Origin of the sequence: Ciceribacter ferrooxidans, from assembly GCF_004137355.1 — a bacterium.
GTDB lineage: Bacteria > Pseudomonadota > Alphaproteobacteria > Rhizobiales > Rhizobiaceae > Allorhizobium > Allorhizobium ferrooxidans.
In genome coordinates this window covers 128,761-142,826 of sequence record NZ_SDVB01000106.1, presented here as the reverse complement: position 1 = coordinate 142,826, position 14,066 = coordinate 128,761, and the positions used below count along the sequence as shown (strand labels likewise).

12 protein-coding genes are annotated in these 14,066 nt (G+C 60.9%); 6 read left to right on the top strand and 6 right to left on the bottom strand.

Annotated elements, in window-relative coordinates; genetic code table 11:
- The first annotated feature begins 55 nt into the window (after positions 1–55).
- The 6 genes from EUU22_RS03895 to EUU22_RS03870 all read left to right on the top strand — a co-directional run bounded on the left by EUU22_RS03895 (position 56) and on the right by EUU22_RS03870 (position 7,908).
- Entirely contained in the window at positions 56–1,606 is a 1,551-nt protein-coding gene (locus tag EUU22_RS03895) for an ABC transporter substrate-binding protein (RefSeq protein WP_129330773.1), read from the top strand.
- Positions 1,607–1,667: 61 nt separating this feature from the next.
- Positions 1,668–2,636 carry an ABC transporter permease gene (locus tag EUU22_RS03890; protein ID WP_129330772.1) on the top strand — a complete coding sequence of 323 codons (969 nt, stop codon included), beginning with the start codon at positions 1,668–1,670 and terminating at the stop codon, positions 2,634–2,636.
- Between the two features lie 11 nt (positions 2,637–2,647).
- Positions 2,648–3,487, top strand: coding sequence for an ABC transporter permease (locus EUU22_RS03885; protein WP_129330771.1), 840 nt, complete (start codon positions 2,648–2,650; stop codon positions 3,485–3,487).
- Positions 3,484–5,103 carry a dipeptide ABC transporter ATP-binding protein gene (locus EUU22_RS03880; RefSeq protein ID WP_112691304.1) on the top strand — a complete coding sequence of 540 codons (1,620 nt, stop codon included), beginning with the start codon at positions 3,484–3,486 and terminating at the stop codon, positions 5,101–5,103. Before EUU22_RS03885 ends, EUU22_RS03880 begins: the two co-directional genes overlap by 4 nt.
- A gap of 147 nt (positions 5,104–5,250) precedes the next feature.
- The gene (locus tag EUU22_RS03875) at positions 5,251–6,438 is read left to right on the top strand and encodes a M20 aminoacylase family protein (RefSeq protein WP_112691303.1); all 1,188 of its coding nucleotides are present in this window, start codon (positions 5,251–5,253) and stop codon (positions 6,436–6,438) included.
- A 249-nt stretch (positions 6,439–6,687) separates the two neighbouring features.
- Complete coding sequence (locus tag EUU22_RS03870; protein ID WP_112691302.1) at positions 6,688–7,908, top strand: META domain-containing protein; 1,221 nt, start codon at positions 6,688–6,690, stop codon at positions 7,906–7,908.
- 166 nt (positions 7,909–8,074) lie between these two features.
- On the opposite strand, the gene EUU22_RS03865 is transcribed toward EUU22_RS03870, so the two are convergent.
- The 6 genes from EUU22_RS03865 to EUU22_RS03840 are packed head-to-tail and all read right to left on the bottom strand — an operon-like array spanning position 8,075 to position 14,058.
- Positions 8,075–9,640: a D-aminopeptidase gene (locus EUU22_RS03865; RefSeq protein WP_129330770.1), complete on the bottom strand. Its 1,566-nt coding sequence runs from the start codon at positions 9,638–9,640 to the stop codon at positions 8,075–8,077.
- A gap of 59 nt (positions 9,641–9,699) precedes the next feature.
- Positions 9,700–10,215: a L,D-transpeptidase family protein gene (locus EUU22_RS03860; RefSeq protein WP_205687842.1), complete on the bottom strand. Its 516-nt coding sequence runs from the start codon at positions 10,213–10,215 to the stop codon at positions 9,700–9,702.
- Positions 10,216–10,252: 37 nt separating this feature from the next.
- Positions 10,253–11,227 (bottom strand): ABC transporter ATP-binding protein, encoded by a 975-nt coding sequence (locus EUU22_RS03855; RefSeq protein ID WP_112691299.1) that lies wholly within the window; start codon positions 11,225–11,227, stop codon positions 10,253–10,255.
- A complete protein-coding gene (locus tag EUU22_RS03850) occupies positions 11,224–12,222 on the bottom strand; it encodes an ABC transporter ATP-binding protein (RefSeq protein WP_129330798.1) in 999 nt (332 codons plus the stop codon). Before EUU22_RS03850 ends, EUU22_RS03855 begins: the two co-directional genes overlap by 4 nt.
- A gap of 10 nt (positions 12,223–12,232) precedes the next feature.
- Entirely contained in the window at positions 12,233–13,123 is an 891-nt protein-coding gene (locus EUU22_RS03845; protein WP_129330769.1) for an ABC transporter permease, read from the bottom strand.
- Positions 13,120–14,058: an ABC transporter permease gene (locus tag EUU22_RS03840; RefSeq protein WP_112691297.1), complete on the bottom strand. Its 939-nt coding sequence runs from the start codon at positions 14,056–14,058 to the stop codon at positions 13,120–13,122. The genes EUU22_RS03845 and EUU22_RS03840 overlap by 4 nt, the downstream gene beginning before the upstream one ends.
- Positions 14,059–14,066: the final 8 nt, after the last annotated feature.

Sequence of the window (14,066 nt, the reverse complement as noted above, 5' to 3'; positions counted from 1 at the left end):
ACCATCGGGCTCTCGGAGTGGGAGCCAGAAGACAAACCGTTGGAAGAGAAGACAAATGAAACTCGGATCATTGGTTGCCATTACCGTCGCAGTGGTCTTGGCATTTGCCGCGCCGCTTGCAGCACAGGAAAGAGGCGGTGCGCTGAAAGTCGCGCTTTTTCCCGAACCGCCGATGGCCGTGGCCGGTCTGTCCGGCCTTGGCTCCGCCAGCATTGTTTCCAGCAAGATCTATGAGGCGCTCGTCAAGTTCGATTTCGAGCTGAGGCCGCAGCCCTGGCTTGCGAGTTCCTGGGAGAAGTCCGACGACGGGCTGATCTGGACCTTCGACCTCGTGGAAAACGCCAAATGGCATGACGGCAAACCGTTCACGGCCGCTGACGTCGTGGCCTCGTACCAGGTGTTCTCGGTGGAGAATGATCGCCTGAAACTGGTCGCTGACAAGGTGAAGAAGGTCGAGGCGACTTCGGAACACCAAGTGCGGTTTACGCTCAAGGAGAGCATCCCATCCTTCATCTACATGCTGAACTACGGCAGCCTGCCGATCATACCTGCTCACCTTTATACGGGCGGAAATTTCCGGGAAAATCCGGCCAATTCCACCCCGATCGGAACGGGGGCGTTCTACATCAAGGAATGGAAGAAGGGCAGCTTCATCCATCTGGCCCGCTTCAACGAATACCGAGACGGAACAAAACCCTATCTCGACGACCTCTACTTCGTGATTATTCCCGATGCACAAGGCTGCGCGGTCGCATTTGAGGAAGGCAGCGTGGATGTCGTCTCGGCCTCCAATCTCGAAGGGTTCGACGTTTCGCGGCTCGCAAGCCTGGATGGTGTCAAATCGACCACAAAGGGCTGGGAGATGCTGGCTCCGCACGCCTTCTTGTGGATCAACACGCAAAAGGCGCCTCTCGACGATGTCAAATTGCGTCAGGCGTTGAACTATGGGTTGGACAAGAACTTCATCCGCGACGTGGTTTTCGCCGGCCTTGCGACGCCGCCACGCGGTGCATTCGATTCGAGGACGCTTTTCTTCGACCCGTCCGTCAACGCCTACGAATTCGACGTCGAGAAAGCGAAAGCCCTCGTTGCCGCTTCGACCTACAAGGGCGAACTGCTGAAGCTCAGCACCGCACCAGTCGGATCCGCCTGGGCGCGCCTTGCGGAATATGAAGTGCAGGCCTGGAAGGAAATCGGCCTCAATGTCGAAATCGACACCAATGACGTGGGCGGCTATCTGAAAAAGCTCGGCGAGCGCAATTACGACCTCGGCAATATCTACCTCTACCAGTATGGTGACCCTGCAGTCGGTGTGACGCGAAACTTCTACTCGCGCAACGACGTTATCGGTTCGCCGTGGAACAATGTTGGCCGCTATTCCAACCCCCGACTGGATGAGTTGCTTGCGAAGGCCGATGCCGTGGGTGATGCCGGCGATCGCGCCGCACTCTACGCCCAGGCTCAGAAGATCATCGCCGACGATGCCGTCCAGGGTTGGACGGCGGAACTCCAGTTCCCCACGCTATACCGTGCGAAAGTCAGGGACCTGATCACGACGGCACTCGGTCTCAGCGACAGCTTCGAAAACGTTTGGATCGAAAAATAGGTGCCAATTCGGCCGACCGGCACGTCAGCCGGCCGGCAGGATTGCGCACGGAGTTGACGCCATGCTCAAGACCGTCCTGTCCGAATTCGCCAAGCGCATTGTCGTGATTCTGGTCGTGATCACCGGAACGTTCCTGCTCGTCAGGGCGGCGCCGGGTGATCCAGCGGCTTTCATCGCCGGCGAGGCAGCGTCGGGTGATCCTGAGTACATCGAATACCTGCGTGCGCAGATGGGCCTTGGTCAGCCGTTGCCTGTTCAGCTCGGCTATTATCTGAGGGACGTCGCGAGCCTCGACTTGGGCAAGTCCTATCGCGAGGGCCGGCCCGTATTCGACATGATCGTCGAACGCCTTCCCAATACGCTCATCCTGGCGGGGGCGGCATTTATCCTTGCGCTGGTGATGGGCACAGCGGCGGGTTTTGTCGCCGCCATCTACCGCGGCCGGTGGACCGACCGGTTGATCAGCCTCGGCTCCGTCCTGTTCTTTTCCTCGCCCTATTACTGGGTCGCCCTCATGGCTATCCTCCTTTTTTCAGGCAGGCTGGGATGGTTCCCGTCGCATGGCACCGAGACGATCGGGGCGGGCTATACCGGGATTGACGCAATACTCGACTATCTGCACCACCTCGCCATGCCGGCCATGGCGTCGGCGCTGTTCACCATGGCGATCTATGCGCGTCTCGTGCGGGCATCGATGATCGAGACTGCCAATGCCCTCTTCGTCAAGGCGGCGCATGCCAAGGGCATGGCGCCGGCAAGAATCTGGTTTAGTCATGTGCTGCGCACCTCATTGCTGCCGATTACGACGATGGCGGGCGTTCAGGCCGGGCAGCTTGTGGCTGGAACGATCCTGACCGAGACCGTTTTTGCGTGGCCCGGCATCGGCCGTCTGATGTACGACGCATTGGGTTCACGGGACTACAATGTCGTGATCGGGATCTTCATCGCCACCTCGATAATCGTGATCTTGGCCAATCTTCTGGTCGATCTCCTTTACCGGTTCGTCGACCCGCGAACCCGCACCGCTTGAGGACAGAGCCGATGCCGATCTGGAAATCACTGCTTTCGCGGCTCGACGCCGTGCTTGCGCTCGCGATTTTGGGTGCAATCGCTCTGGCGGCGCTGTCGGCGCCGGCCGTTTTTCCCGACGGACCGTGGCGCATGGTCGCGCGTCCCCTGCTTACACCATTCACGGACATAACGCACCCGCTCGGAACCGACGCGCTCGGGCGAGATCTGATGGCATCGCTCATGTTCGGGGCGAGGACGTCACTGGCGATTGGCCTCGTTTCGACTTGCGTGGCAATCGTCGTCGGCACCAGCATCGGGGCTGTTGCCGGTTTCGTCGGCGGCCGCGTCGACAGCGCGCTGATGCGCAGCACGGAAATGTTTCAGACCGTGCCCAGCTTTGCACTCGCAATCCTGCTGGTTGCCATCTATGCGCCGTCAACCGTCTCCATCATGATTGCGATCAGCGTCGTCAGTTGGCCGCCCGTCGCTCGGCTGACGCGTGCCGAGTTTCTCTCGATGCGCAAACGGGAGTTCGTTCAGGCGGCCATGCTCTCCGGTCAGTCAAGCCTCCGCGTCGCGTGGTCTCAGATATTCCCCAACATCCTGTCTCCGCTCACCGTCATGGCAGCTCTGATGGTGTCGATGGCAATACTGTTCGAAAGCGCGCTGAGCTTCGTAGGTCTCGGGGACCCGAAGGTCGTCAGTTGGGGATACCTGATCAGCGCCGGGCGTGGTGTCATGTCGCAGAGCTGGTGGCTCACCTTCCTGCCTGGACTTGCGATCATGTCGACGATCGTCTCGATCACTATTCTGGGCGATGCGATTGGCGACAGCCAGGATCCGTATTTCGAGCGGAGGGAATCCAAATGATGCCTGGTCCCGTTCTTGACGTTCGCGAACTCTTCGTGAGCCTAAGGCAAGAGACGCCCATTGTCGAAAATGTCAGCTTCTCGGTGGAGGAGGGGAAGACGGTCTGCATCGTGGGTGAGAGTGGCTCCGGCAAATCGATCATCGCCAATGCGGTGCTCGGTCTCCTTCCGAGTACGCAACTGGCGATCACCGGCGGTGATATCAGATTCCGGGGCGATAGCCTACGTGGTCAGTCCAAGACCACGATGCGCGACCTGCGCGGGAAGCGGATCAGCATGATCTTCCAGGATCCGATGTCCGCGCTCAATCCGGTTAGAAAGATCCGGACGCAGTTCGACGAGGTGTTCTCTGCCCATCGCGTCGAGCCGCCGGGAGGACGCGACCTGCGCATGCGCGAGCTACTCGACATGGCGCATCTGCCGGACCCCCGCCGGATCCTCGATTCCTACCCCTTCGAACTCTCGGGAGGCCAGCGCCAGCGCATCATGATCTCAATGGCAATGGCGCTTAATCCTGATCTCCTGATCGCAGACGAGCCGACGACCGCGCTCGACGTTACGACGCAAGCGCAAATCCTTCACTTGGTCGAAGAATTGCAGAGGAGTTTCGCAACGGCGGTCCTCTTCATCACCCATGATTTCGGTGTCGTCGCCGAAATTGCCGATGATGTGGTGGTCCTGCGTCATGGGCGTATTGTCGAACAGGGCGGGCTCGGGGATGTGCTCAAGAATCCCCGCAACGACTACACGAGGACGCTCATCGGCGCGGTTCCGGAGTGGAGGCCGCGGTTCGGTGGGCTGAAAGCCGTACCGATCGTGTCCGCGCGATCTCTGCGCAAGACGTTCAAAGGGCGTTTCACTGCGCTCGACGATGTAGCGATCGATCTGGCAGCCGGGGAGACGCTTGGTATCGTCGGCGAAAGCGGGTCGGGAAAATCGACCTTCGCGAAGTGCCTGGTCGGTATGGAGGAGCCCGATGCCGGTGTGATCGCCGTCCACGGGACAGATATCGTGCCGCTTCCGCAATTCCTGAAGCGCCGGCATCGACATTGCATGCAGATGGTGTTTCAGGACCCGACGGCGGCGCTCAATCCGCGCCACACGGTCGGTCGGACGCTCATGGATGTCGCCCGTGTGAACGGTGCCGCGCGAGGTGCCGAAACGGATAGGGCTCTTTCCCTTCTCGATGACGTGAAGCTCGACCGCAAGTTTCTCGACCGGTTTCCCCACGAGCTTTCGGGAGGCCAGCGCCAACGCGTCTGCATCGCCCGCGCCCTCGCCGCCAACCCAGAAGTATTGATCGCCGACGAGGCTTTGTCCGCGCTGGATGTTTCCATGCAGCGGGAGATTCTGGATCTGTTCGACGACCTGAAGAAGAAGCGCGGTCTGGCGATCCTTTTCATAACGCACGACCTCAGGGTCGCTGCCGGGATATGCGACAACATCGTCGTGATGCGGCATGGGAAAACCGTGGCTAAGGGTACACCGGCGGAGGTCATGGCGACCAGCCGGCATCCGTATGTCGATGAGCTCCTGGCGGCGATACCGGGCCAGGAATGGTTTCCGATCGGGGCGCATCCGTCAGGATATCCGCTTCCGGACTTCGCGCGCACGTGACCGTAGGCATCGATCGGAGGGTTGCCTCCCACCGACAATCGGCACTGTCATTTGGCACTCCGCTTCGCGCCGGAGGCCCATTGGCAAACAATGCTGCTCCGCCACCCAGGCAGGGCAAGGCTGCAACTGACATAGGAACTGGATGAAATGCGCACCTCGTTGAAGAACTCGATCGCCGCGATGCTTCCTGACCTGATCGAGTGGCGACAAGATTTTCACCGCCATCCCGAGCTGATGTACGATCTGCCGCGCACCGCAGGGCTTGTGGCCGAGCGCCTTCGCTCGTTCGGCTTCGACGAGGTGATCGAGGGGATCGGCAAGACCGGTATTCTCGGCGTATTGCATGGCTCCAGCGGGCCGGCAGCTTCGAAGGAGAAGCGCGTCCTGTTCAGGGCGGACATGGACGCTCTTCCGATCGAGGAAGCCTCGGGCGTGGCGTATTCTTCAACTGCTCCGGGACGAATGCATGCTTGTGGCCATGACGGGCACACCGTCATGCTATTGGGCGCGGCGCGGCATCTCGCTGACACACGAACATTCGATGGGACGCTCATTTTCTGTTTCCAGCCGGCGGAGGAAGGTCAGGCGGGCGCGCAAGCCATGATCGATGACGGCATGCTCGAGCGTTTCCCGGTCAAGGGTGCTTACGCGCTCCATAACTGGCCGGGGATGCCGGTCGGTGAATTCGGTGTCATGCGCGGCCCGGCGATGGCGTCGGCCGATGGCGTCTTCATCACCGTTCAGGGCGAGGGCGGACATGCTGCGCAGCCGCACACGACGCGCGACCCGATCGTGGCTGCCGGCCACATCATCAGTTCCGTACAGACGATCGTCAGTCGCGTGGTGAATCCATTCGAGCAAGCTGTAGTTTCCATCACTGCGATCAATGGTGGGGACGCGTTCAACGTCATTCCCGACAAGGTGGAGTTGAAGTGTGGCTTCCGGTGCTTCTCGGAGAAAGTTGCTGTCACGATCGAAGAAGAGCTTTGGCGGATTTGCGAGAAGACCGGCGAAGCGCTAGGCGTTAAAGTGACAGTCTCGAGACCGCCCCTCACGCCCTATCCGCCAACAATCAATCACCCGACGGAGACCGAGATCGCGCTCGACGCGATGCGCGCAGTGGCCGGTGCCGACAAGGTGAGAGACGATCTGAAGCCAGTTATGGGCTCCGAAGATTTCGCCTTCATCCTGCGGCGGGTACCGGGTGCCTATGTTCTTCTCGGTAACGGAGACTCCGCTGCTCTTCACAACCCCGGATACGACTTCGACGATGATGCCATTGGCCATGGGGTCGCGTACTGGAGCGAACTTGCCGCACGGATCTTGCCGAAATAGTCCATGTCGACTGTTGTCTCGCATAAAACGAGGCTAGGCCGTGGTGGCATGAAGAGAACGGTTAGCAATTACTCCCGGCGCGCCATATCGCTTGCGTAAGGTAGCAGCCGTCGCTCATAGTAATCGTCGGCGACAACAGTGCAAACCATGCTTCTCGATCGAAACGTAGGATAATCCGACCGAATCCGGACATGCCGACTTTACTCAGCCCCTTTTCAGCCGAAACGCTCTATAAGCAAAGGATTGTTTATGTCACGCAATGTTCTGCCCGCCTTTATTCTTGCTCTGGCCCCAAGCGTTACCACTGCACAAGAACTGCGCGAAATAACTGGTTCAGTTTACCTTCGTGAAAGCATTGCTCTGCCTTCTCGATCCGAGCTCGTGGTTGAGGCCACTGGATTCCAGGGGACAAGTCTCGGAGTGACAACAGAAGTGGCTCTCGGACAGCAGGGCCCTTGGAACTTCGATCTCGAAATTCCCGCCGGAGTAGGCGGCGAACTCCGCGCCACGATTAAGCTCGCTAACAGGATTCAGTGGGTCAGCGAGCCAATTGTAATCGCCGCAGGAAGCGAAGACGTACCTCTTGGCCAGGTCCTGCTGAGCGAGTTCGAACCATCCGAACTGCAGACTACGTTTCTGTGCGGCGACAGCCGGCTCCGCGTTAGCTTTCGCGATGGTAATGCCAAAGTGGAAACGGATGGCCGGATATTTGAACTGAAAGCTGCGATCTCGGCCGATGGCGCGAAGTACGCAGATGAAACCGGAGAAACGATATTCTGGAGCAAAAATGGAGGAGGTCTGGCGACCATTGAAGGCAAGGAGCTTCCTGAATGTGCCGAGATATCCGCCCCTGATGAAAACCGCTGGTCGGCGCAGGGCAACGAACCCGGCTGGCGCGCTGTGATCGAGCAGGCGCGCCTATCGCTGGAACTGAACTATGGCGAAGACCGCCTCGACCTCAGCCTACCTCCGCCTGGGATCGTCGACAGTGCGTATCACTACAACATCGCGCAGTTCGGAATTGGTTTTGTTATTCAGGATAAGATGTGTCGAGATGACATGAGCGGACGTCTCTTCCCGCAGACCGTAGAAATGAAGTCGGTGACGGGCACCTTCGCAGGCTGTGGTGGCGATTCTCTAGATCTCCTGGTTGGCAACTGGGTAGTCGACGAAATCAAAGGTCAGCCGACAGCTAGCGCTTCTGCGCCGAACATTTCCATTGACAACAGGGGACAGATTTCGGGCTCAACAGGCTGCAATCGATTTACAGGTTCGATCTCGATCAATGGTGAAGGTGGACTGGAGATCGGCCCTCCAATGACGACAAGGATGGCGTGTGATACAGCCGTGATGAAAGTTGAGCGTGAGTTTCTCGAGGCGCTCATCTCGGTACAGCGTTTTGACCTCAACGAGGAAGGAGGGCTGTTGTTGATCTCCGGCGATCAGACAGTTCTAAAGGCGAGCAGGTGACGAAGGCCCTCAGGCTCTCTCGTCGAACACCCCATGGAGAGCAAATGGGATCGTGTCCCAGGAGATGGTGTAGCAGGGCAGCGGTGAGAGCACCAGTGTTCTCCGGCGGGATCGGGTTGTTCAAGGCCAATTTTGTGGAAGACCACCTAGCGAAATTTACTCCGATCTATCTGACGCGGCAATAGTCGATGACGCGCGCCAGCCAGCAGCCAATAGTGAGGCCGGCGACTGTTCCCTCTGCCGTCCGGCGAACCTTGACCGTCCAGTCTCCGGGCGGGGAGGCGTCGATGGAGCGGCGGGTGGTGACGATCCAGATGTCCTGGGCGAGCGGATACATCCGTTCCATTGGACCCGTTCCGAGCAAGCCCCTGAAGAGGGCATGCGCCGCTCCGTCCCTGACCTCGATCTCAAGCTCCGCATCCAGTTCTTCGGAGTGATAGTGGCCGGCGATTTCGCGGGCGTCGGCATAGTCGATACGGGCCAGCGGGTGTGCTCTCACATCCAGGTTCTCGTGGCTGCGGTGCATGGCAAGCGCCTGGCCATCCCTTTCCAGCCGCAATCCCTGGCCGCGGGCGATACCATCGGTGCCGACCGTGAGGCGCGACGGCGACGGGCTGTAGTAGAGCTTGACGCCGGTCGCGTCCTGAACGGTGCGCAGGATCAGCCCGCGCGCATCATCCAGCCACAGCCCGTCCCAACCTTCCGGCCTCACCGTCTCATTCGCACGGGACGTCATGCCGAGGGCCGCTTCCATCAGCGAAATCGCGGAGGTGAAGGTGGCGGTGTCGTGGTTGAACATCACCACCATCGAAAGCCGTTCCTCGGCGGCATGCAGCCGGTAGGAACTGAAGCCGCGAAGGCCGCCGCCGTGAGCGGTAAACTTCACGCCCGACCAGCTGTCGCGGCGCAGGCCGTAGCCGTATTCCGCAGGAGAACCATCGGCATAGGTCACGGGCGCCGTCAGGCGATTATAGAGGCTTTGAGGATCGTTGCGCGTCGCGTCGATATGGACTTCCCAGGCCAGCATGTCGTCCAGCGCAGCCGAGATGCCGGCATCGCCGAACCAATAGACGCCGTTGTCGGCCGGCAGGAAGCCGATCTCGTCATTGCCCTCATAACCGACGACGCCATCGAGCGGATGGCGCGCATCCGGCGAAAGAACCGCCGTCTTCATGCCGGCCGGTGCAAACAGCCGCTCCGATAGAAGCGCGCCGAAGTCGCGGCCGGTTCTCCGTTCGATCAGTTCCGCCAGGATGCGGAAATTGGCGTTGTTGTAGGAATAGAGCGTGCCAGCCCTAAAATGCGCGGTCTTCGACCGGGCGATCAGCGGCAGCGCATCCTCCCGGCGAAAACGCGTCTCCGGCCGTGCGCCCTGCAGGACGGTCAGCGCCCAATAGTCGCGCAGGCCCGACTGGTTGTGGCAGAGCTGCTCCACCGTCGGCAGCGGGTCGCGATAGGCCGGCAGGAAATCCGCGACCTGCGCGTCGAGCACGGAGGGGTCGTCAAACAGGTCAAGCAGCAGTGCACAGGTGAAGTGCTTGGAGATCGAGCAGATCGGCAGGCGTGTCTGCGCCGTCATCGGCAGCCGGCGATAGATGTCTGCAAAACCCCATGCGCGCCGCGCGACGATCTGGCCATCCTTCACCACGCCCGCCACGCCTCCGGGACCCTTGCAGCGGGAGGGAAGGAGGTTCAGCGCCCTTTCGAGCGCGGCACTATCGATCATCGCCATGACGCGGGTTCCGGATCATCTGTCAAGGAAGGGCAGCGGAGAGTAAATGCGACGCGGGATCAGGCCGCGTCGCTGAAGCAAAGGCGGACGGAAGGATCGGCCCGGGCCAGAAATTCCAGAAGGTCTTCGCGGGAAAGCGCTGCACATCCGGCCGTCGGGGAATAATTGGGGCGGGCAAGGTGCAGGAAGATTGCGCTGCCGGCGCCCGGCACCACTGGATCGTCATTGTGGCCGAGCACCACGACGATGTCGTAGAGCTCGTCTTCCCGCCAGAGTTCCTCATGGCTTGCCGCATAGGGAAGCCGGACCTTGCGGTTGTACTGAGGATCGGACGGCTCGTCGCACCAGCCGTCGAGACGGTCGATCGCCTGGCGGGGCAAGGCGGTCACGGGCTTTTCCATCCGGTCGGCGCGGTAATACACTTGCCGGATGGGCCAGCAGCCGACGGGACTGACGCCATCACCCTCGGCTTTCTGCAAACGAATGCCGCCGCGGCCGACGGCGCAGCGCCAGCTCCGGTCCCCATGACGGGCTTCCCAAAGCGCCTCGCCGGTCTTCTTCACGATCAGATCCACGTACTTTTCTTCCCTCACTTTTCGGAGCCGCCGGGGGTCAATCGCCCAGCGGGAAATGACAGGCGACGCCGCGACCGTTCGCAGCCACCAGCGCCGTATCCTGGACCCGGCAGATATCCCTGGCATAGGGGCAACGCGTGTGGAAACGGCAGCCTGACGGCAGGTTGACGGGGCTCGGAATGTCGCCGACCAGCACCGGCCGCTCGCGGTTGCGCTGATGCGGATCGGCGCGCGGCACGGCCGAAATCAGGAACATGGTATAGGGATGACGCGGATTTGAGAAAATCTCCTCCGTGGTCCCCACCTCCACCAGCCTCCCGAGAAACATCACGCCGATGCGGTCGGCAAACTGCCGGACCACGCTCAAGTCATGGGTGATGAACAGGTAGGTCAGCTTCAGCTGTTCCTGCAGGTCTCGCAGAAGGTTCAGCACCTGCGCCTGGATCGACACGTCGAGCGCCGAGACGGCCTCATCGCAGACGACGAATTCCGGATTGTTGGCCAGCGCGCGGGCAATGCCGATGCGTTGCCGCTGGCCGCCGCTGAACTGATGCGGATAGTGCCGCATGAGATGCGGTCTCAAACCAACCACTTCCAGCAGTTCCCGGCACCGTTCCTCGATCTCGGCCTCGGTTCCGTAGGAATGGGCCCTCAGCGGTTCGGCCAGAATGTCTTTGACCCGCATGCGGGGATTGAGCGAGGCGAACGGATCCTGGAAGACGATCTGCAGCTTCTTGCGCAGCGCCCGCATCGAGCCTTCATTGAGCGAATGCAGATCCTGGCCGCGATAGTTGATGCTGCCCGATGTGCGCTCGACCAACCGGAGCATGGCGCGACCGAGCGTGGTCTTGCCGCAGCCGGATTCGCCCACCAGCGCGAAGGTCTCCCGTTCGTTGATCTCAAAGCTGACGTCATCCACGGCCCGGATCACCTTGTCGTTCGAACCAAAGAAGCTGGCCCCCAGGCGGTAATGCTTGGTCAGCTTGTCCGTGGAAATGAGGACTTCGCTCATGACGCGGCTCCCTGTTTGTCGTGGAGCCAGCAGCGGGCCTTGTGGCCTCTCCCGAGATCGGTGAGGTCCGGCGACTTCACGCGGCAAATCGGCATGGCGTCGCCGCAGCGGGGATGGAATCGACAGCCTTGCGGGAGCTTGACCAGATTGGGAACCACACCCTTGATGCTGCTCATGCGGTCGCCGCTACGCTTCTCGGTCGCCTTGGGGATCGAGGCGAGCAGGGCGCGGGTATAGGGGTGCGACGGCCGGTCGAAGAGGTCGAACACATCGGCCTGTTCGACGATCTGGCCCGCATACATCACGTTCACCTCATCGCACATCTCGGCGATGATGCCGAGATCGTGGGTGATCATGATGATCGCGGTACCGATCCGGTCGCGCAGCGCCACCATCAACCGCAGGATCTGCGCCTGCGTGGTCACGTCGAGCGCCGTCGTCGGCTCGTCGGCGATCAACAGCTTGGGCTCGCAGATGAGACCCATGGCGATCATCGCCCGCTGCCTGAGGCCGCCCGAAAGCTCATGCGGATAGGCGTCGAGACGCGCGGCGGGCTCGGGGATGCCCACCGTCTCGAACATGTGCAGCACCTTTTCTTGAATGGCCCGCCGGCTGAGGTTGGTGTGAATCGACAGGGGTTCGCCGACCTGCTGCACCATGGTGCGCACAGGGTTGAGAGAGGTCATCGGCTCCTGAAAGACCATGGACATGTCGCGGCCGCGTTTGTGGCGCAGCTGGTCGGGCGTGAGCTTCGTCAGATCGCTGCCGTCGAACAGGATGCTGTCAGCACTGACCCGGCCCGAGGGCGACGCCACGAGGCCCATCAGCGAGAGCGAGGTGACGCTCTTGCCGGAGCCGGATTCTCCGACGAGACCGACGATCCGGCCACGTCCGACATCGAAGGACACATTGTCCACCACCCGCACGGCGCCGCGATGGCCGCTAAAATCGGTGCGCAGATTGCGCACGCTCAGCAACTGGTTTTGATCCGTCATCGTCACGGCCTCAGTCCTTCATGTAGGGGTCGAGCGCGTCGCGCAGACCGTCGCCAATGAAATTGAATGCGAGCACAGTGATCAGGATCGCAACGCCGGGCATGATGGCGACGAGCGGCGAGGCGAACAGGTATTCCTTGCCCTTGGCCACCAAGAGACCCCAGCTCGCCTCCGGCGGCTGGACGCCGACGCCGAGGAAGGAGAGGCTCGATTCCCACATGATTGCCTCGGGAATGCTGAGCGAGAAGAGCACGATCAGCGTCGGCACGATGTTCGGGAAGATATGGCGGACCATGATCTTCGCGCGCGTGGTGCCGACCGCGCGGGCAGCCTCGATGAACTCCTTCTCCTTCAGCGCCAGCGTCTGCGAGCGCACCACGCGCGCAACCCCTGCCCAGCCGACGAGGCTGAGTGCGATGAAGATGTTGAAGAGGTTCGCACCCAGCGTGTACATCACCACCATGGCCAGCAGCAGCGAGGGAAAGGCGATCATCGTGTCGGCGAGCCGCATGATGATGAAATCGATCCTGCCGCCGTAATAGCCGCTGATGATGCCCATCACCGCCCCGATCATCAGCGAGATGAAGCTCGGCACGATGCCGACCAGAAGCGAGATGCGCGCGCCATAGAGAATGCGGCTCAAGAGATCACGGCCGAAATTGTCGGTACCGAGCCAGTAGGTGGACGATGGCGGCAGGAACTGCTCGCCGAGCGCCACGCGGTAGGGATCGTGCGGGCTGATGATCGGGATGAAGAAGGCGACGAAGAAAAGCAGGCTGACGAGGATCAGACCCAGCATCGCCATCTTGTTCTTGCGGAAGACCCGGATGGTGTCACGCAGGAAGCTGTCGCTCTCCAGAGTCTCGACCATTTCCTCCGGCGCTGCGGTCATATCAGTCATTTCACGCCTCCCTTCATCTGGTGACGGATGCGGGGATCAAGCACGGAATAGAGGATGTCAGCCACCAGATTGCCGAGAATGACCAGTGCGGTTGCAAACAGAACCGACCCTTGAAGGAGCGGCATGTCGCGGGCCTGGATGGCGTTGACCGAGATGCGACCGACGCCGGGAATGCCGAAGATCGCCTCGGTGATGACCGCACCGGACAGCAGGCTCGCCACCTGGATCGCCATGATCGTCACCACCGGAATGAGCGAGTTCTTCAAGGCGTGGCGCATGATGACCTTGATCTCGCGCAGGCCCTTGGCGCGGGCGGTGCGGATATAGTCGTGCCGCATGACTTCCAGAAGGCTCGAGCGGGTCAGGCGCGCAATCACGCCCGCCGAGCTCCAGCCGAGCACGATGGCCGGCATGATGACATATTCGAAGCCGTAGAAACCGGAGACGGGCAGCCACTTCAGCTTGAGCGCGAAGATGTACTGCATCAGGAGGGCCGACCAGAAGATCGGCATGGAAACGCCGAGCAGCGAGAAGCCCATGAAGAAATGGTCGAGCGCGGAATCGCGCCTGACGGCCGAGAGAACCCCTACCGGGATGCCGATCACCCATGAGACGATCGCCGCGCAGACGGCGAGATAAAGGGTGTTGGGGAAGGCGTTGAGGATCAGCGTCGTCACGCTGCGGTTCAGCTTGATCGACATGCCGAGATCGCCCTGCACCGCGCCCGCGAGGAAACGGAAGTAGCGGGTGATGAGCGGATCGTCGAGATGCATCTGGGCGCGCACGCGCTCGATAACCTCGGGGCTCGCGTGCTCCTTCATCAGGAGCGCGATCGGATCGCCCGGAATGACGTTCAGCATGACGAACAGCAGCGCCGTGATGCCGATCAGAACAGGGATCGAGGCCGCGATGCGCTTTGTAGCAAACATCAGCATCGGTTGAT